Annotated in this window: 19 protein-coding genes; 1 reads left to right on the top strand and 18 read right to left on the bottom strand. The window is 70.2% G+C overall.

Translation table 11 applies throughout. The features are described from left to right. Nucleotides 1-185 precede the first annotated feature (185 nt). The 12 genes from coaBC to pyrR all read right to left on the bottom strand — a co-directional run bounded on the left by coaBC (nt 186) and on the right by pyrR (nt 13,026). Entirely contained in the window at nt 186-1,388 is a 1,203-nt protein-coding gene (gene coaBC / locus ACFYR3_RS11980; RefSeq protein WP_389282620.1) for a bifunctional phosphopantothenoylcysteine decarboxylase/phosphopantothenate--cysteine ligase CoaBC, read from the bottom strand. A gap of 91 nt (nt 1,389-1,479) precedes the next feature. After that, nucleotides 1,480-1,752, bottom strand: coding sequence for a DNA-directed RNA polymerase subunit omega (gene rpoZ, locus ACFYR3_RS11975; RefSeq protein WP_003982715.1), 273 nt, complete (start codon nt 1,750-1,752; stop codon nt 1,480-1,482). Between the two features lie 37 nt (nt 1,753-1,789). Then, nucleotides 1,790-2,347 (bottom strand): guanylate kinase, encoded by a 558-nt coding sequence (gmk, locus tag ACFYR3_RS11970; RefSeq protein WP_355839516.1) that lies wholly within the window; start codon nt 2,345-2,347, stop codon nt 1,790-1,792. Between the two features lie 37 nt (nt 2,348-2,384). Further along, nucleotides 2,385-2,708, bottom strand: a complete 324-nt coding sequence (locus ACFYR3_RS11965; protein WP_016638838.1) for an integration host factor — start codon at nt 2,706-2,708, stop codon at nt 2,385-2,387. A gap of 310 nt (nt 2,709-3,018) precedes the next feature. Further along, a complete protein-coding gene (gene pyrF / locus ACFYR3_RS11960; RefSeq protein WP_355839518.1) occupies nt 3,019-3,861 on the bottom strand; it encodes an orotidine-5'-phosphate decarboxylase in 843 nt (280 codons plus the stop codon). After that, on the bottom strand, nt 3,858-4,964 hold the full coding sequence (locus ACFYR3_RS11955; RefSeq protein ID WP_355839520.1) for a quinone-dependent dihydroorotate dehydrogenase: 1,107 nt from the start codon (nt 4,962-4,964) through the stop codon (nt 3,858-3,860). The genes pyrF and ACFYR3_RS11955 overlap by 4 nt, the downstream gene beginning before the upstream one ends. Nucleotides 4,965-5,063: 99 nt before the next feature. After that, entirely contained in the window at nt 5,064-8,372 is a 3,309-nt protein-coding gene (gene carB, locus ACFYR3_RS11950; protein ID WP_355839522.1) for a carbamoyl-phosphate synthase large subunit, read from the bottom strand. Next, nucleotides 8,365-9,522, bottom strand: coding sequence for a glutamine-hydrolyzing carbamoyl-phosphate synthase small subunit (gene carA / locus ACFYR3_RS11945; protein WP_355839524.1), 1,158 nt, complete (start codon nt 9,520-9,522; stop codon nt 8,365-8,367). Before carA ends, carB begins: the two co-directional genes overlap by 8 nt. After that, a complete protein-coding gene (locus tag ACFYR3_RS11940) occupies nt 9,519-10,088 on the bottom strand; it encodes a hypothetical protein (protein ID WP_389282616.1) in 570 nt (189 codons plus the stop codon). Before ACFYR3_RS11940 ends, carA begins: the two co-directional genes overlap by 4 nt. After that, entirely contained in the window at nt 10,085-11,371 is a 1,287-nt protein-coding gene (locus tag ACFYR3_RS11935; RefSeq protein ID WP_355839528.1) for a dihydroorotase, read from the bottom strand. The genes ACFYR3_RS11940 and ACFYR3_RS11935 overlap by 4 nt, the downstream gene beginning before the upstream one ends. A 4-nt stretch (nt 11,372-11,375) precedes the next feature. Continuing rightward, complete coding sequence (locus tag ACFYR3_RS11930; protein WP_355839530.1) at nt 11,376-12,353, bottom strand: aspartate carbamoyltransferase catalytic subunit; 978 nt, start codon at nt 12,351-12,353, stop codon at nt 11,376-11,378. An 82-nt stretch (nt 12,354-12,435) separates the two neighbouring features. Next, nucleotides 12,436-13,026, bottom strand: coding sequence for a bifunctional pyr operon transcriptional regulator/uracil phosphoribosyltransferase PyrR (pyrR, locus tag ACFYR3_RS11925; RefSeq protein WP_356783099.1), 591 nt, complete (start codon nt 13,024-13,026; stop codon nt 12,436-12,438). A gap of 245 nt (nt 13,027-13,271) precedes the next feature. On the opposite strand from pyrR, the gene bldD reads away from it, so the two are divergent. After that, a complete protein-coding gene (gene bldD / locus ACFYR3_RS11920) occupies nt 13,272-13,772 on the top strand; it encodes a transcriptional regulator BldD (RefSeq protein ID WP_037621142.1) in 501 nt (166 codons plus the stop codon). Nucleotides 13,773-14,009: 237 nt separating this feature from the next. On the opposite strand, the gene nusB is transcribed toward bldD, so the two are convergent. From nusB to ACFYR3_RS11890, 6 genes are all read right to left on the bottom strand, one after another. Next, complete coding sequence (gene nusB, locus ACFYR3_RS11915; protein ID WP_389282613.1) at nt 14,010-14,444, bottom strand: transcription antitermination factor NusB; 435 nt, start codon at nt 14,442-14,444, stop codon at nt 14,010-14,012. Nucleotides 14,445-14,446: 2 nt separating this feature from the next. Beyond that, on the bottom strand, nt 14,447-15,013 hold the full coding sequence (gene efp, locus ACFYR3_RS11910; protein ID WP_355839536.1) for an elongation factor P: 567 nt from the start codon (nt 15,011-15,013) through the stop codon (nt 14,447-14,449). 60 nt (nt 15,014-15,073) lie between these two features. Next, entirely contained in the window at nt 15,074-16,180 is a 1,107-nt protein-coding gene (locus tag ACFYR3_RS11905) for an aminopeptidase P family protein (RefSeq protein ID WP_355839538.1), read from the bottom strand. A gap of 90 nt (nt 16,181-16,270) precedes the next feature. Beyond that, nucleotides 16,271-17,176, bottom strand: coding sequence for a Pro-rich N-terminal domain-containing protein (locus ACFYR3_RS11900; protein WP_355839539.1), 906 nt, complete (start codon nt 17,174-17,176; stop codon nt 16,271-16,273). A gap of 192 nt (nt 17,177-17,368) precedes the next feature. Continuing rightward, the gene (gene aroB, locus ACFYR3_RS11895) at nt 17,369-18,460 is read right to left on the bottom strand and encodes a 3-dehydroquinate synthase (RefSeq protein ID WP_355839541.1); all 1,092 of its coding nucleotides are present in this window, start codon (nt 18,458-18,460) and stop codon (nt 17,369-17,371) included. Continuing rightward, the gene (locus tag ACFYR3_RS11890) at nt 18,457-18,939 is read right to left on the bottom strand and encodes a shikimate kinase (RefSeq protein ID WP_389282718.1); all 483 of its coding nucleotides are present in this window, start codon (nt 18,937-18,939) and stop codon (nt 18,457-18,459) included. Before ACFYR3_RS11890 ends, aroB begins: the two co-directional genes overlap by 4 nt. Nucleotides 18,940-18,968: the final 29 nt, after the last annotated feature.

The raw sequence follows: 18,968 nt of genomic DNA, 5'->3' as shown, positions 1-18,968 counted from the left end.
GAGCTGCGCCCGGCGTCGTCCGAGAACAGTTTATCGGTCGCGCTCAGCCGCAGGACCCCTGTCTCGCCTCTCGAAACCCCTGTGACCTGCGGCACGGGCATTCTGCGCCATCGCCGTGGCTCTTCGCCAGGGTCGCCACGCCCGATTTTGCGGTCTTTGGGGTGACGTGTGCGATGAGTGAGCTTTCACACCAGTCGGCGTGTCACCAGGTCCCACACCGTCTCGGCCAGGGCTTCCTTGGGTCCGTGGGGCACCGGGGTCTCACTGCCGTCGGCCCCGAGCACCACCGCCTCGTTCTCCTCGGAACCGAAGGTCTTGCGCTCCCCCACCTCGTTCACCACCAGGAGATCGCAGCCCTTGCGCTCCAGCTTCGTCCGTCCGTTGGCGAGGACGTCGTCGGTCTCGGCGGCGAATCCGACCACCACCTGGCCGGGGCGCGCGCGGTCCGCGGAGATCTCCGCGAGGATGTCCGGATTGCGGACCAGGACGATCGGCTCCGGCTCCTGGCCGTCCTTCTTCTTGATCTTCCCGGCCGCGTACGCCTGGGGGCGGAAGTCCGCCACCGCGGCCGCCATCACCACCGCGTCGGCGTCCGGGGTCGCCTTCAGCACGGCCTCCCGCATCTGCACGGCGGTGCCGACCTGGACCACGTCGACCCCGGCCGGGTCCGGGAGGCCCGTGTTCGCCGCGATCAGCGTGACCCGGGCGCCGCGTGCGGCGGCGGTGCGGGCGAGCGCGTACCCCTGCTTGCCGGAGGAACGGTTGCCGAGGAAGCGGACCGGGTCGAGGGGCTCACGGGTGCCGCCCGCGCTGACGACGACATGGCGGCCGGCGAGATCCGGCTCGGCGACCCCCCGGGCGAGCACACGGCGGCAGGCCTCGAAGATCTCCCCCGGGTCGGGCAGCCGCCCCTTGCCGGTGTCGACGCCGGTCAGGCGCCCCACGGCGGGCTCGACGACCACGGCACCGCGCCGCCGCAGGGTCGCCACGTTCTCCTGGGTCGCCGGGTGCTCCCACATCTCGGTGTGCATGGCGGGCGCGAAGACGACCGGGCAGCGGGCGGTGAGCAGGGTGTTAGTGAGGAGGTCGTCGGCCAGTCCGTGGGCGGCCTTGGCGAGCAGGTCGGCGGTCGCGGGGGCGACCACCACGAGGTCGGCGTGCTGCCCGATGCGGACGTGCGGGACCTCGTGGACGTCCGACCAGACCTCCGTGGAGACGGGGTGGCCCGAGAGCGCGGACCAGGTGGCGGCGCCGACGAAGTGCAGCGCGGACGCGGTGGGTACGACCCGTACGTCGTGGCCCGACTCCGTCAGTCGTCGCAGCAGTTCACAGGCCTTGTACGCGGCGATGCCACCGCTGACCCCCAGAACGACCTTCGGCTTGTCCACCGTCTCTCCCCTGGCTCGGAAACGTACGTCTCCATGACACACCACAGGCCCGGCAGTCGCGCCGCCGGGCCTGGGATGAGCAAATGAACGACTACTGAGCGGGGCCTTCGACGGCCTCGGAGGTCAGCAGTCCCGCGTTGATCTCGCGCAGGGCGATCGACAGCGGCTTCTCGTGGACGTGGGTGTCGACGAGCGGACCGACGTACTCGAGGAGGCCCTCGCCGAGCTGTGAGTAGTACGCGTTGATCTGGCGGGCACGCTTGGCCGCGTAGATCACCAGGCTGTACTTCGAGTCGGTGGCCTCGAGAAGCTCGTCGATCGGAGGGTTGATGATGCCCTCGGGAGCAGTGATGGAAGAGGACACGCTCTGCCTTCCGAAAGGTGGAAATTGACCTGAAAGATCAAACAACTTCCACCAAGGCTAGCAGCTCGCGCGCCACGTCCTCGACGGAGGTGTTGACCAGGGTGACATCGAACTCCGGCTCGGCCGCCAGTTCGATCTTCGCCGCGTCCAGGCGGCGCTCGATCACCTCGGGCGGTTCGGTGCCCCTCCCGGTGAGCCTGCGCACCAACTCCTCCCAGGAGGGCGGGGCCAGGAACACGAGCAGCGCGTCCTCCATGGACTCTCGGACCTGCCGGGCTCCCTGCAGGTCGATCTCCAGGAGGAGCGGCGCACCCGACTCCAGGTGCTCCAGGACGGCGGCGCGCGGAGTGCCGTAGCGGTTCCCGGCGAATTCGGCCCACTCCAGGAGCTCGCCGTTGGCGATCAGCTTGTCCATCTCGTCGTCGGAGACGAAGAAGTAGTGGACACCGTGCTTCTCACCGGGGCGCGGCTTGCGGGTCGTCGCCGACACCGAGAGCCAGACCTCGGGGTGTTCCTTGCGCATATGAGCGACGACCGTGCTCTTGCCGACCCCTGAGGGGCCGGAGAGCACGGTCAGCCGCGGACGTTCACTCATGCAGCGATTATTCCAGCAATCCCGGGGTGTCCAGGACTCAGGCGCCGGAACCACCGAACTCGCGCTCCAAAGAGGCGATCTGATTCGAGCCGAGACCACGCACACGGCGGCTCTCGGAGATCCCGAGTCGCTCCATGATCTGCTTGGCGCGGACCTTGCCCACGCCCGGCAGGGACTCCAGGAGAGCGGAGACCTTCATCTTGCCGATGACGTCGTTCTCCTGACCCTGCTTGATGACCTCGTGAAGCGAGGCGCCGGAGTGCTTGAGTCGATTCTTGACCTCGGCCCGCTCCCGGCGAGCCGCGGCGGCCTTTTCGAGCGCGGCTGCGCGCTGTTCAGGGGTAAGGGGCGGAAGAGCCACGCCTACGTCACCTCGGATGTCGAACTGTCGGATACGGACCGGTGAGGAACCTAGTCGCCCCACACCTGGGAGCTACGGGCAACACGCTCGCCCGCTCTCCTCCCACTGCCTTGAGGCGGTGGGAGGTGCCCCCACTCGACGGAGACTAGCGGGCAAGTGCGCCGGAGTCAGCGAGAACAAAGGAAAAGTCCTGGTCAGCCTCCCTGAGGCCCGACATTTCCGACATACCTCCCCGGATTTGAGAATGTATTCAGACTCGGGGCGCTCGGAAGGCACTCGTCGGAGGGCTCTCGAACGGCTGTCGGAGGTCTCAGGCGGCCGCCACAGCCGCCCTGATCTCCTCCGCGAACCCCTCGGCCGACTCGCGCAGGGCCAGGAGGTCGGGACCGTGACGCAGAACACCCCGGCTCACGTTCGGGACGACATTGCGCACGGCGGACCCGAAGACGCCCGCCAGATCGGCCGCGGTCGCTCCCTGGGCACCGATGCCGGGCGCGAGGAGCGGGCCGTTGATGTCCAGGTCGTAGGAGGAGAGATCGCCCAGGGTGGCACCGACGACCGCTCCGAAGGAGCCGAGCGGCGTCTCGTCCGCGTTCTCGGCGGCCAGATGCCCGAGCATCGTCGCTCCGACGGTTCGTCCGTCCGCGCGGACGGCGTGCTGCACCTCGCCGCCCTCCGGGTTGGAGGTGAGCGCGAGGACGAAGAGCCCGGCCCCGCTCTCGCGCGCCAGCTCCACCGCGGGCTTCAGCGAGCCGTAGCCCAGGTAGGGCGATACGGTCAGCGCGTCCGAGAAGAGCGGCGCGTCCTTGCGCAGGAAGGTCTCGGCGTACGCCGCCATGGTCGAGCCGATGTCACCGCGCTTGGCGTCCATCACGACCAGCGCCCCGGCCGCCCGCGCCTGTTCGACCGACTTCTCCAGGACGGCGATCCCGCGCGACCCGAACCGCTCGAAGAACGCGCTCTGGGGCTTGAGGACGGCGACCCGCTCGGCGAGCGCCTCGACGACCGTGCGGCTGAAGCGCTCCAGACCCGCGATGTCGTCCCCGAGCCCCCAGTCGGCGAGCAGGGACGCGTGCGGGTCGATGCCCACGCACAGGGGACCGCGCTCGTCCATGGCGCGGCGAAGGCGCGCGCCGAAGGGTTCCAGGCTCATACGGACTTCCTCACGTCGGCGCCGACCGCGTCGGCGAGGGTGGCATACGGGCTCGTCCGCAGGCGGGCGGCGAGCCCCTTGTGGATCGCGCGGCCCCAGAAGGGACCTTCGTAGATGAAGGCGCTGTAGCCCTGGACCAGCGTGGCGCCGGCCAGGATGCGCTGCCAGGCGTCCTCGGCGTTCTCGATGCCGCCGACGCCCACCAGGGTGATGCGGTCGCCCACGCGCGCGTAGAGGCGGCGCAGCACCTCCAGGGAGCGCGCCTTGAGCGGCGCACCCGAGAGGCCGCCGGTCTCCTTCACCAGGGAGGGGTCGGACGTCAGTCCGAGCCCCTCGCGCGCGATGGTCGTGTTCGTTGCGATGATCCCGTCCAGGCCGAGTTCGACGGCGAGATCGGCGACCGCGTCGACGTCCTCGTCGGCGAGGTCGGGCGCGATCTTGACTAGGAGCGGGACTCGCCGGCCGGTGACGGCGCGGTCGGCGGCCTCGCGGACTGCGGTCAGCAGCGGGCGCAGCGACTCCGTGGCCTGGAGGTTGCGCAGGCCGGGGGTGTTCGGGGAGCTGACGTTGACCACGAGGTAGTCGGCGTGCGCGGCCAGCCGCTCGGTCGACTTCACATAGTCGGCGGCGGCCTCGGCCTCGGGGACGGCCTTGGTCTTGCCGATGTTGACGCCCACAACGGTCCTGAAGACGGGCGTACGGGCCGCCAGGCGCTCGGAGACGGCCGCGGAGCCCTCGTTGTTGAACCCCATGCGGTTGATCAGCGCGCGGTCCGGCACGAGGCGGAACAGCCGCTTCTTGGGGTTGCCCGACTGCGGCTCCCCGGTGACCGTGCCGATCTCGATGTGGTCGAAGCCGAGCATCGACATCCCGTCGATGGCCACGGCGTTCTTGTCGAAGCCCGCCGCGAGTCCGAAGGGGCCGTGCATGCGCAGCCCGAGCGCCTCGGTGCGCAGCGCCTTGTGCCGGGGCGCGAGCGCGGCGGCGACGAAGGTGCGCAGGACGGGAACGCGGGCGACGAGCCGGATCCAGCGGAAGGCGAGGTGGTGGGCCTGCTCCGGGTCCATCCGCTTGAAGACGAGGTTGAAGAACAGCTTGTACATGATCATGTCCTCGAAAGAGCCCGGTGAAGGGCGCCTCTTGAAGGGGCAGGGGGCCTCATGAAGAGGGGGACACCGTTTCCGGTGTCCCCCTCAGGGCTGCTAGTCACGCGCCGCGGTCAGATGTTCGGCGTGTTCCTGGAGTGAGCGGACGCCCACGTCGCCGTGGTTGAGGGCGTCGATGCCCTGGACGGCGGCGGCGAGTGCCTGCACCGTGGTCAGACAGGGCACCGAGCGGGCGACGGCCGCGGTGCGGATCTCGTAGCCGTCGAGGCGGCCGCCGGTGCCGTACGGCGTGTTGACGATGAGGTCGACCTCGCCGTCGTGGATCAGCTGGACGATGGTCCGCTCACCGTTGGGGCCCTGGCCCTCGGACTGCTTGCGCACGACCGTGGCGTTGATGCCGTTGCGCTTGAGGACCTCGGCCGTGCCGGAGGTGGCCATCAGCTCGAAGCCGTGGGCGACGAGTTCACGCGCCGGGAAGATCATCGAGCGTTTGTCGCGGTTGGCGACCGAGATGAACGCACGGCCCTTGGTCGGCAGCGGGCCGTAGGCACCCGCCTGCGACTTCGCGTACGCGGTGCCGAAGACGGAGTCGATGCCCATGACCTCGCCGGTGGAGCGCATCTCCGGGCCGAGCACCGTGTCGACACCGCGGCCGTGGATGTCACGGAACCGCGACCACGGCATGACGGCCTCCTTGACGGAGATCGGCGCGTCCAGCGGCAGCGTGCCGCCGTCACCGTTCGCCGGGAGCAGCCCCTCGGCCCGCAGCTCGGCGACGGTCGCGCCGAGCGAGATGCGGGCGGCGGCCTTCGCGAGCGGCACCGCGGTCGCCTTGGAGGTGAAGGGGACGGTGCGTGAGGCGCGCGGGTTGGCCTCCAGGACGTAGAGGATGTCGCCGGCCAGCGCGAACTGGATGTTGATCAGGCCGCGGACGCCGACGCCCTCGGCGATGGCCTCGGTGGAGGCGCGCAGCCGCTTGATGTCGAACCCGCCGAGCGTGATCGGCGGGAGCGCGCAGGCGGAGTCGCCGGAGTGGATGCCGGCCTCCTCGATGTGTTCCATGACGCCGCCGAGGTAGAGCTCCTGGCCGTCGTAGAGTGCGTCGATGTCGATCTCGATCGCGTCGTCGAGGAACCGGTCGACCAGGACCGGCCGGGAGGGGCTGATCTCGGTGGACTCGGCGATGTAGGAGGACAGCCGGGTCTCGTCGTAGACGATCTCCATGCCGCGTCCGCCCAGGACGTACGAGGGCCGCACCAGGACGGGGTAGCCGATCTCGTCGGCGATGGCCTTGGCCCCGGCGAAGGTGGTGGCGGTGCCGTGCTTGGGGGCCGGCAGGCCCGCCTGCTCCAGGACCCGGCCGAACGCGCCGCGGTCCTCGGCGGCGTGGATCGCCTCCGGCGGGGTGCCCACGATCGGCACCCCGTTGTCCTTCAGCGCCTGCGCCAGGCCGAGCGGGGTCTGCCCGCCGAGCTGCACGATCACCCCCGCGACCGGACCGGCCAGCGACTCCGCGTGCACGATCTCCAGCACGTCCTCCAGCGTGAGCGGCTCGAAGTACAGGCGGTCGGAGGTGTCGTAGTCGGTGGAGACGGTCTCCGGGTTGCAGTTGACCATCACCGTCTCGTAGCCCGCCTCGCTCAGCGCGAAGGAGGCGTGCACGCAGGAGTAGTCGAACTCGATGCCCTGCCCGATCCGGTTCGGACCGGAGCCCAGGATGATCACCGCGGGCTTCTCCCGCGCCGCGACCTCGGACTCCTCGTCGTAGGAGGAGTAGAAGTACGGCGTCCTCGCCGCGAACTCGGCGGCGCAGGTGTCGACCGTCTTGTAGACCGGGCGCACTCCCAGCGCGTGCCGCACCTCACGCACGACGTCCTCGCGCAGCCCGCGGATCTCGGCGATCTGGGTGTCGGAGAAGCCGTGCCGCTTGGCCTCGGCCAGCAGCTCGGGGTCGAGCTTGTCCGCGGCCGCGAGCCCGTCCGCGATCTCCCTGATCAAAAACAGCTGGTCGACGAACCACGGGTCGATCTTCGTGGACTCGAAGACCTCCTCCTGCGTCGCGCCCGCACGGATCGCCTGCATGACGGTGTTGATACGGCCGTCGGTCGGCCGGGCGGCCTCGCGCAGCAGCTCGGCCTTGTCGCCGGGGTCGCCGACGAAGGTGAACTGGCTGCCCTTCTTCTCCAGCGAGCGCAGCGCCTTCTGCAGCGCCTCGGTGAAGTTGCGGCCGATCGCCATCGCCTCACCGACCGACTTCATCGTCGTCGTCAGGGTCGAGTCCGCGGAGGGGAACTTCTCGAACGCGAAACGCGGCGCCTTCACGACCACGTAGTCGAGGGTCGGCTCGAAGGACGCCGGGGTCTTCTCGGTGATGTCGTTCGGGATCTCGTCGAGCGTGTAGCCCACGGCCAGCTTCGCCGCGATCTTCGCGATCGGGAAACCGGTCGCCTTGGAAGCCAGCGCCGAGGACCGCGACACACGCGGGTTCATCTCGATGACGATGATCCGGCCGTCCTCGGGGTTGACCGCGAACTGGATGTTGCAGCCACCGGTGTCCACCCCGACCTCACGGATGATCGCGATACCGATGTCACGCAGCCGCTGGTACTCACGGTCCGTCAGCGTCATCGCCGGCGCCACCGTGATCGAGTCACCGGTGTGGACGCCCATGGGGTCGAAGTTCTCGATGGAACAGACGACCACGACGTTGTCGTTCCTGTCGCGCATCAGCTCCAGCTCGTACTCCTTCCAGCCGAGGATGGACTCCTCCAGGAGCACCTCGGTGGTCGGGGAGAGGGTGAGTCCCTGGCCGGCGATGCGGCGCAGCTCGTCCTCGTCGTGCGCGAAGCCGGAACCGGCGCCGCCCATCGTGAAGGACGGGCGGACCACCACCGGGTAGCCGCCGAGCGTGTCCACACCCGCGATGACGTCGTCCATGGTGTGGCAGATGACGGAGCGGGCGGACTCGCCGTGGCCGATCTTCTCGCGGACGGCCTCGACGACACCCTTGAACAGGTCGCGGTCCTCGCCCTTGTTGATCGCCTCGATGTTGGCACCGATGAGCTCGACACCGTACTTCTCCAGCACACCCTGCTCATGCATGGAGATCGCGGTGTTCAGGGCCGTCTGACCGCCCAGCGTCGGCAGCAGGACGTCCGGCCGCTCCTTCGCGATGATCTTCTCGACGAACTCCGGGGTGATCGGCTCGACGTAGGTGGCGTCGGCGATCTCCGGGTCCGTCATGATCGTCGCCGGGTTGGAGTTGACGAGGATGACCCGCAGGCCCTCGGCGCGCAGGACGCGGCACGCCTGGGTGCCGGAGTAGTCGAACTCGGCGGCCTGGCCGATGACGATCGGACCGGAGCCGATGACCAGGACGGACTGGATATCGGTGCGCTTAGGCACGCTGGCCCTCCATCAGGGATACGAAGCGGTCGAACAGGTAGGCGGCATCGTGCGGCCCTGCCGCCGCTTCCGGGTGGTACTGGACACTGAAGGCCGGCCGGTCGAGCAGGTGGAGGCCCTCCACCACCTGGTCGTTGAGGCAGACGTGCGAGACCTCGGCCCGGCCGAAGGGAGTCTCGGAGACCTCGTCGAGCGGGGCGTCGACGGCGAAGCCGTGATTGTGCGCGGTGACCTCGACCTTGCCCGTCGTACGGTCCTGCACCGGCTGGTTGATACCGCGGTGCCCGTACTTCAGCTTGTACGTGCCGAAGCCCAGCGCCCGGCCGAGGATCTGATTGCCGAAACAGATCCCGAACAGCGGCGTCCTGCGAGCAAGGACCTCCTTCATGAGAGCGACGGGACCGTCGGCGGTCGCCGGGTCACCGGGACCGTTGGAGAAGAACACCCCGTCCGGATTCACCGCGTAGATGTCCTCGGCGGTGGCCGTCGCGGGCAGCACGTGCACCTCGATGCCGCGTTCGGCCATCCGGCGCGGAGTCATGCCCTTGATGCCCAGGTCGACGGCGGCGACGGTGAACCTCTTCGCGCCGATCGCGGGGACGACGTAAGGCTCCTTGGTGGCGACCTCGGCGGCGAGGTCCGCACCCTTCATCTCGGGCGCCTGGCGCACCTCGGCGAGCATGGTGCCCGCGTCGGGCAGCGCGTTGCCGGAGAAGATGCCGACGCGCATGGCGCCGCGCTCACGCAGATGGCGGGTGAGGGCGCGGGTGTCGATCCCGCTGATGCCGACGACACCCTGGTTGCGCAGCTCCTCGTCCAGCGAGCGCCGCGAACGCCAGTTGGAGGGCACACGCGCGGGATCGCGGACGACGTATCCGGCGACCCAGATCCGCCCCGACTCGGGGTCCTCGTCGTTGACTCCGGTGTTGCCGACGTGCGGGGCCGTCATCACGACGACCTGGCGGTGGTAGGACGGGTCGGTGAGGGTCTCCTGGTAGCCGGTCATGCCGGTGGAGAACACCGCTTCGCCGAAGGTCACCCCCACGGCCCCGTAGGCACGGCCGCGGAAGACCCGGCCGTCCTCCAGGACGAGTACGGCGGGAAGCGCCTCTTTCCTCTGCGAGGCGTTCCCCTGAGTGGAGGTCGTCATCGTGCGCCTTCCGTTTCCGTCTTGTTGATCATGTCGTTCAGGGTGTCGGCCCATTCGTTGTGCTCGGCCGCGCGGTCCGAGCGGAAACCGGAGTCGAGGAGCCTGTCGCCGTGCGCCCAGGTGACGACGAGGAGTCCGCCCTCGGTGAGGACCTTGCCCGCGATGCCCTTGTCGAGCCGGGCCTCGCGCAGCTGCGAGGCCGGGACGAAGAAGTCGTCCGCTCCGGGGCGTACGACGTCCAGTCCCGCGTCCGTCAGGGTGAGCTCGGCCCGGCTGCGGGTGCCCAGGCCGTGCGCCACGATGCGGTCGAGCCACTGCCCGGCGGTGGTGGAGCCGTGGTAGCGGCCGCTCATGCTCAGTTTCACCGGGCCGGGGTCTTCCGGCGCGGCGGGCAGCTCGGGCAGGTCACCCTGGAGGGTGCCGCGCCACTTCCAGCCCTCGCGCATCAGCCAGTAGACGAGCGCGACGAAGAGGGCGAGGCCGACGAGCCAGCCGATCCGGGCGGACCAGTCGGTCACTTCCGCCGATTTCTGTCCGGCGGCGGCCAGGGAGATGAGAGGTGTCACGCGAGCTTCCCGTCGACGAGGGTGGCCTTGCCCCGCAGCCAGGTGTGGGTGACCCTGCCCGGCAGCTCACGGCCCTCGTAAGGGGTGTTGCGGCTGCGCGAGGCGAAGCCAGCGGGGTCCACCGTCCCACGGTATGCGGTATCGACCAGCGTGAGGTTGGCGGGCTCGCCTGCCGAGACGGGACGTCCGTGGCCCGTGGCCCGGCCGATCGCGGCGGGCTTGACGGACATGCGGTCGGCGACGCCGGCCCAGTCGAGCAGTCCGGTCTCGACCATCGTCTGCTGGACGACGGACAGCGCGGTCTCCAGGCCGACCATTCCCATGGCGGCGGCGGCCCACTCGCAGTCCTTGTCCTCGTGCGGGTGCGGCGCGTGGTCGGTCGCGACGATGTCGATCGTGCCGTCGGCGAGCGCCTCGCGCAGCACCATGACGTCCCGCTCCGTGCGCAGCGGCGGGTTGACCTTGTAGACCGGGTTGTACGAGCGCACCAGTTCGTCGGTGAGGAGCAGGTGGTGCGGGGTGACCTCGGCGGTGACGTCGATGCCGCGGGACTTGGCCCACCGGACGATCTCGACGGAACCGGCGGTCGACAGGTGGCAGATGTGGACGCGGGAGCCGACGTGCTCGGCGAGCAGGACGTCGCGGGCGATGATCGACTCCTCGGCGACCGCGGGCCAGCCGCCGAGTCCGAGCTCCGCGGAGACGACCCCCTCGTTCATCTGGGCGCCCTCGGTGAGGCGGGGCTCCTGCGCGTGCTGGGCGACGACGCCGCCGAAGGCCTTCACGTACTCCAGCGCGCGGCGCATGATCACCGCGTCGTCGACGCACTTGCCGTCGTCGGAGAAGACCGTGACACCGGCCGCGGACTCGTGCATCGCGCCCAGTTCGGCGAGCTTCCTGCCCTCCAGGCCGACGGTGACGGCGCCGATCGGCTGGACGTCGCAGTAGCCGTGCTCCTGGCCGAGCCGGTAGACCTGCTCGACCACGCCGGCCGTGTCGGCGACCGGGAAGGTGTTGGCCATGGCGAACACGGCCGTGAAGCCGCCGCTCGCCGCCGCGCGCGTGCCGGTCAGCACGGTCTCGGAGTCCTCGCGGCCCGGCTCGCGCAGATGGGTGTGCAGGTCGACGAGGCCCGGCAGCAGTACCTTGCCCTCGGCCTCGACGACCTCGGCGCCTTCCGCGGACAGCCCCGTACCGACCTCGGCGATCGTGTCGCCGTCGATCAGGACGTCCTGCGGCTCGCCGCCGAGCACCCTCGCACCACGGATCAGGATCTTGCTCATGTACTTACTTCTCCTCGGTACGGGTGTGGGTGACGGCGGGCTCGTTGCCGCCCAGGAGCAGGTACAGGACGGCCATGCGGATGGAGACACCGTTGGCGACCTGCTCGACGACGGTGCATCGCTCGGAGTCGGCGACCTCGGCGGTGATCTCCATGCCGCGGACCATCGGACCTGGGTGCATCACGATGGCGTGCTCCGGCATTTTCGCCATGCGGTCGCCGTCGAGCCCGTAGCGACGCGAGTACTCGCGCTCGGTCGGGAAGAACGCCGCGTTCATCCGCTCGCGCTGCACGCGCAGCATCATCACGGCGTCCGACTTGGAGAGGGTTCTGTCGAGGTCGTACGAGATCTCGCAGGGCCAGCTCTCCACGCCGACCGGCACCAGGGTGGGCGGCGCGACGAGGGTGACCTCGGCGCCGAGGGTGTGCAGCAGGTCGACGTTGGAGCGGGCGACGCGGCTGTGCAGGACGTCGCCGACGATGGTGATGCGCTTGCCGGCCAGGTCCTGGCCGATCCCGGCGTCCCGGCCGACCAGCCGGCGGCGCATGGTGAAGGCGTCGAGCAGGGCCTGCGTGGGGTGCTGGTGGGTGCCGTCGCCCGCGTTGATGACGACGGCGTCGATCCAGCCGGAGGTGGCGAGCCGGTACGGGGCTCCGGAGGCGCCGTGCCGGATGACGACGGCGTCGACCCCCATGGCCTCCAGGGTCTGGGCGGTGTCCTTGAGGGACTCGCCCTTGGAGACGCTCGACCCCTTGGCGGTGAAGTTGATGACGTCCGCGGAGAGGCGCTTCTCGGCGGCCTCGAAGGAGATCCGGGTCCGGGTCGAGTCCTCGAAGAAGAGGTTGACGACGGTGCGGCCGCGCAGGGTCGGCAGCTTCTTGATCGGCCGGTCGGCGACCCGGGCCATCTCCTCGGCGGTGTCGAGGATCAGGACGGCGTCGTCGCGGGTGAGGTCGGCGGCCGAGATGAGATGACGCTGCATCTGTCAGGCTCCGTAAGGAAGTTCAGGGAGGATTCGGGCATGCGGGCGCGCGGGAGCGCACTCGGCGGCGGGGACCGGAGTGCTACTGGGGCTCGCCCGCGGAGGTCCGCTTGGCACCGAGCAGCACGGTGTCGCGACCGTCCTCCTCGGCGAGCTGGACCTTGACCGTCTCCCGCAACGACGTGGGGAGGTTCTTGCCTACGTAGTCGGCGCGGATGGGCAGTTCGCGGTGGCCCCGGTCGACGAGGACGGCGAGCTGCACGGCGCGCGGGCGGCCGATGTCGTTCAGCGCGTCGAGCGCTGCGCGGATGGTGCGGCCGGAGAAGAGCACGTCGTCGACGAGGACGACGAGGCGGCCGTCGATGCCGTCACCCGGGATCTCGGTGCGGGCCAGCGCACGCGGCGGGTGCATGCGCAGGTCGTCGCGGTACATGGTGATGTCGAGGGATCCGACCGGGATCTTGCGGTCGGTGATCTCCTGGAGCTTCTCGGCCAGTCTGCGGGCCAGGAAGACACCCCGGGTCGGAATGCCGAGGAGCACCACGTCGTCGGCGCCCTTGGCGCGTTCGACGATCTCGTGGGCGATGCGGGTCAGCACCCGCGCGATGTCGGGCGCCTCGAGAACGGGCCGCGCATCGGCTTCGTACTGCTGCTTGTCGTGCTGGGTGTCCATAGGAAACGGACCTCCTTCTCCGCCTCACGGGACGGATCATTAAAGGACGTCGGATTTGCGCCATCAACGGTACCAGCCCGGCAACGCGCCTGATCACATCGCTTTCAGCCACCCCCGGTGACACCCGTACGGGAGGCGGTCGAAAATCCTTCGGCTTGACGGGGGAGAGTAACGCTGCGTAACCTCACAGTGAGTCACCAGCCGCGCGGCGGAGCCGCACGTTGATACAGCGTCCGGGGAGCTATATGTCCAGCGAATACGCCAAACAGCTCGGGGCCAAGCTCCGCGCCATCCGCACCCAGCAGGGCCTTTCCCTCCACGGAGTGGAGGAGAAGTCCCAGGGACGCTGGAAGGCGGTCGTGGTCGGTTCGTACGAGCGCGGCGACCGCGCTGTCACCGTGCAGCGCCTTGCCGAGCTGGCGGACTTCTACGGGGTTCCGGTCCAGGAGCTGCTGCCCGGGACCACTCCGGGCGGGGCCGCCGAGCCGCCGCCGAAGCTGGTCCTCGACCTGGAGCGGCTGGCGCACGTGCCGGCCGAGAAGGCGGGCCCCCTCCAGCGCTACGCGGCGACGATCCAGTCGCAGCGCGGCGACTACAACGGCAAGGTGCTGTCGATCCGCCAGGACGACCTGCGCACCCTCGCCGTCATCTACGACCAGTCCCCCTCGGTCCTGACCGAGCAGCTGATCAGCTGGGGCGTCCTGGACGCGGACGCGCGCCGCGCGGTCGCCCACGACGAGGGCTGAATCCCTTAGGACAGCTCAGCAGAAACGTGCCGCCGGGGTGGCCGGAACCTGATGGTTCCGGCCACCCCGGCGGCCGTCTGCGGGCTTCGGGAGCCTTCGAGGTACGGGAACGCCGGAGGGCCCGCAGCGATCGTGCTGCGGGCCCTCCGGCGTTCCGTACGCCCCCTTGGGGCCGTACGACTACGGCTGCCGGCCAGGCACGGGTGGCATCCTCCACCGTGATCGGCCGGACAGGTCCTAGTCCTCGTCGCGGCGGAGCGACGGCTTCAGGTCCTTCAGCCGGCCCAGCAGGCCGTTCACGAACGAGGGCGACTCGTCCGTGGAGAACTCCTTGGCCAGCTGCACCGCCTCGTCGAGCACCACGGCGTCCGGGGTCTCGTCGACCCAGATCAGCTCGTAGGCACCGACGCGCAGGATGTTGCGGTCGACGACCGGCATCCTGTCCAGCGTCCAGCCGACGGCGTACTGCGCGAGGAGCTCGTCGATCCGCCTCACCTTGGTGGCGTAGCCCTCGACCAGCTGCATCGTGTACTCGCTGACCGGCGGCTGCCGGGTGTCGGACCGGGAGTGCCGGATCCAGTCCGCGAGGACCGTCAGGACGTCCACGCCGCGCTGGTCGCCCTCGAAGAGGATCTGGAAGGCGCGCTTGCGGGCCGTGTTGCGGGCAGCCACGGTTAGCTGTTCACCCGGCCGAGGTAGTCGCTGCTGCGCGTGTCGACCTTGATCTTCTCACCGGTGGTGATGAAGAGCGGGACCTGGATCTGGTGGCCGGTCTCCAGGGTGGCGGGCTTGGTGCCACCGGTGGAGCGGTCGCCCTGGACGCCCGGCTCGGTCTCCTGGATGACCAGCTCGACGGCGGCCGGCAGCTCGACGAAGAGCACCGCGCCCTCGTGCTGGGCGACGGTGGCCGTGAAGCCCTCGATCAGGAAGTTGGCGGCATCGCCGACGGACTTGCGGTCGACCATCAGCTGGTCGTACGTGTCCATGTCCATGAAGACGAAGTACTCGCCGTCCATGTACGAGAACTGCATGTCACGCTTGTCGATCGTGGCCGTCTCGACCTTGACGCCGGCGTTGAACGTCTTGTCGACGACCTTGCCGGAGAGCACGTTCTTCAGCTTGGTGCGCACGAAGGCCGGGCCCTTGCCGGGCTTGACGTGCTGGAACTCGACGACGGACCAGAGCTGGCCTCCGTCGAGCTTGAGCACCAGGCCGTTCTTGAGGTCGTTCGTGGAAGCCACGGTTGCGGAATCTCCTGGACTGACGTGGACGACCCCGGCGCACGCGCACAGCTCGAAAAGCTAGAGCGCGAGCAGCTCCTTGGTCGTGATGGTGAGTAGCTCGGGTCCGCCGTCCGCCTCAGGGCGCACGACGAGCGTGTCATCGATCCTGACACCGCCCCGGCCCGGAAGGTGGACTCCCGGTTCGACGGTGACCGGCACGCAAGCGTCCAGTTTACCCATGGCCGCGGGGGCAAGCTGCGGGTCCTCGTCGATTTCGAGCCCGACACCGTGCCCCGTCAGCGGTGGAAGGCCTTCGGTATGGCCCCCGGAGCCCAGTACCTGACGGGCCGCGCGGTCCACATCGCGGTAGGCGGCGCCGGGTGCCAGCGCCTCCCGTCCTGCCCGCTGGGCGGCGAAGACGAGGTCGTACAGCTCGATCTGCCAGTCGGCGGGCGAGGTGCCGATCACGAACGTACGACCGATCTCACACCGGTAGCCGCGATAGGTCGCGCCGAGACAGACGGAGAGGAAGTCGCCTTCCTCGACGCGCCGGTCGGTGGGCCGGTGGCCGCGCCGTCCCGAGTTCGGGCCGGTGCCGACCGAGGTCGCGAAGGCCGGTCCCTCCGCGCCGTGGTCGACGAGCCGGCGCTCCAGTTCCAGGGCGAGATGGCGTTCCGTGCGGCCGACGAGAATGGATTCGAGGAGTTCACCGAGCGCCTGGTCGGCGATTTCCGCGCCGATCCGCAGACAGGAGATCTCCTCCTCGTCCTTGATCACGCGCAGCTGTTCCACCGCGCCGCCCAGGTCGGCCAGGCGCAGCCGCGGCGCGACCGAGCCGAGGGCTCGGTGCCGGGTCACGGTCAGGTGGTGTTCCTCGACCGCGAGGGACTCGGCACCCTGGCCTGCCGCCAGACCGGCGGCCGCGACGGCGGGATCACCGCCGGCGCGCGGCAGCACCCGCACGTTCAGCGCCTCGTCGGGGCGCCCTTCCATGGCCTCACCGGTCGGCGGGCAGCCGCACAGCAGCACGTCCTCGACGCTGCCGAGCAGGAGCACGGAGCCCTGCGGCGCCGCGCCGGCGAGATACCTCACATTGGCGGGGCGGGTCACCAGCGCGGTCGCGCTGCCGCCCGCCGTACTGCGTTCCCGGAGCCGCTCTCTGCGGGTCGCGTACACCTCTGACATGAACCGAGCGTACGAGTGGTGGCCGGATGTCGCCGGTTCAGAGGGCCGGACGGGTACCCCGGCGCCCGGAACGGCGGACGCGGGGCCCGCTCACCACTGCGGCGGGCTGGCGATCGACCGCGCGAGGACGTCGTCCAGCACGCGGGCCGTGGTCGCCACGTCGAGCTGCGAGTTGTCGATGATCGGGAGCCCGGAGCCGTACCAGCCGGCCATCCGGCCGTGGATGCGCGCGACCTCCTCGTCGCTGAGCCTGCGGTTCCCGGAGCGCTCGGCGTTGCGCTCCAGGACCACTTCCAGGCCCGGCAGGAGCACGACCGGCAGCAGCCCGGGGCCCACGTGCCGCTTCCAGCCGCCGAGTCCGACGACCGGGCGGTCCGGGAAGACGGCGTCGTCGAGGATGCACGAGATGCCGTTGGCCAGGAAGTTGCGGGCAGCGAAGCCGCAGGTGCGGCGGGCGAGACGATACTGCGCCTCGGAATGGTCGTTCCATCCCGACTGCGGGTCGGCGAAGCCCGAGCGCACCCATTCGCGCACGTCGTCGAGGCTGATGTGGGCCGTGGGCACCCGGCGGTGGTCCGCCCAGTACTTGGCGACGCTGGTCTTTCCCGCGCCCGCGGGGCCGATCAGCAGGACCGCGAGCGTGGTGGCCGCCGGATCGGGCGCGCCCGACGCGGGCGGCGGGCTCGGCATGGCCACCGAAACGCCCGGCGGCAGCTGCACATGCCCGGTGCTGTCCGGCGCGGGCGGGACGGGAGGGTGCGGCGGAGGCTGCACCGACGGGTACTGCGGAGGCTGCGGGGGCATCTGATGCGGCGGCAGGTGATGCTGCGGGGTCTGCGTGGGAGGGGCGCCGGGCGGCACCGGCGCTCCGGCGAAACCCGGAGCGGGCGCGGGACCCTGCTGCCCCGGGTACTGTCCGGCCGGCGACCATCCGGCGGCCGGTCCACGCCCCGGCTGATGGGGCGGCGGCAGCGGAGCCCCCACTGCGTGCTGCATCCGGTGCCACTCCGTCTCGTACAGGCGATGTGCGCTGGCGGACGGGACGCCGGTCCCGTCGCTACCGAACGGTACCTTCCCCGGCCGCCGTTGTGTGAACGGCCGGGGAGCGTGCGAAGTGCCCGGGAGCGAGAGGCAAAACGGGTTGAGCAGGGGTCCTTCGGAACATACGTCCGCGCGGGGCGCCGCCCGTTACTCGCCGACCTCGCCGTAGGCCGCGAGCAGGACGGCCGGATCCGGGCCCTCCAGGACGGTCGGCTTGGCCAGCCCGTCGAGGACGATGAAGCGCAGCATGTCGCCGCGGGACTTCTTGTCGACCTTCATGTTCTCCACGAGCTTCGGCCACTGGTCGTAGCGGTAGCTCAGCGGGAGACCGACGGACTCCAGGATCGTGCGGTGCCGGTCGGCGGTCGCGTCGTCCAACCGGCCCGCGAGGCGGCCGAGTTCGGCGGCGAAGTGCATGCCGACGGAGACGGCCGCGCCGTGCCGCCACTTGTAGCGCTCGTTCTTCTCGATGGCGTGCGCGAGGGTGTGGCCGTAGTTGAGGATCTCGCGCAGCCCCGACTCCTTGAGGTCGCCGGAGACGACCTCGGCCTTGACCTTGATGGAGCGCTCGATCAGCTCGGCGGTGTGCGGGCCCGCGGGCGTCCGGGCCGCCTCGGGGTCGGACTCGATGAGCTCCAGGATCACCGGGTCGGCGATGAAACCGGCCTTGATGATCTCCGCCAGCCCGGAGACGTAGTCGTTGACCGGCAGCGAGTCGAGCGCGGCCAGGTCGCAGAGCACGCCCGCGGGCGGATGGAAGGCGCCGACGAGGTTCTTGCCCTCGGCGGTGTTGATGCCGGTCTTGCCGCCGACCGCCGCGTCGACCATGGCGAGCACGGTGGTGGGAACGGCGATCCAGCGCACCCCGCGCAACCAGGTCGCCGCCACGAAGCCGGCCAGGTCGGTGGTGGCGCCGCCGCCGACGCCGACGATGACGTCGGTGCGGGTGAAGCCGGACTGGCCGAGCGCCTTCCAGCAGTAGGCCGCGACCTCGGCGGTCTTGGCCTCCTCGGCGTTCGGCACCTGGATGGCGACGGTCTCGAAGCCCTGCTCGGCCAGGTCGGCGCGGAGCGCCTCGCCGGTGCCGGCGAGCGCCTCGGGGTGGATCACGGCGACGCGCTTGGCCCTGTCGCCGATCAATCCGCCGAGCTCGCCGAGGAGTTGACGGCCGATCAGGACCTCGTAGGGGTCGGTGCCCGCGGTGCCGCCGACCTGGACGCGGGTCACTGCCTCGCTCATGCTTCCTTCAACTCCAGTGCGTCGAGGACCCCTTGGGCGACCTCTTGGGGGGTGCGGCCGTCGGTCGCCACGACCGCGCGGGCGACTTCGGTGTACAGGTGGCGGCGTGCCTCCATCAGCTCGCGCCACTGCCTGCGGGGGTTGACGGCGAGCAGCGGCCGGGCCACGTTCAGCCCGGTCCGCTGGACCGCCTCCTCGACGTCCATCGAGAGGTAGACGACCTGGTGGCCGCCGAGCAGCTCGCGGGTGTCCGCGTCGAGGATCGAACCGCCGCCCAGCGCCAGCACACCGTCGTGCCCGGCGAGCGCCTCGCGCACCGCCTGCTTCTCGATCGCGCGGAAGGCGGACTCGCCCTCGTCGACGAAGATGTCGGCGATCGTGCGGCCCTGCGCGGCCACGATGTCGTCGTCCGTGTCCCGGTAGGCGCAGCCGAGCCGCTCGGCGACGAGCGCGCCCACCGTGGACTTGCCGACCCCCATCGGGCCGACCAGGACCAGCCGTGGGGCGG

The organism is Streptomyces sp. NPDC005784 (assembly GCF_042871525.1).
GTDB lineage: Bacteria > Actinomycetota > Actinomycetes > Streptomycetales > Streptomycetaceae > Streptomyces.
This window is presented reverse-complemented; position numbering and strand designations above follow the sequence as displayed.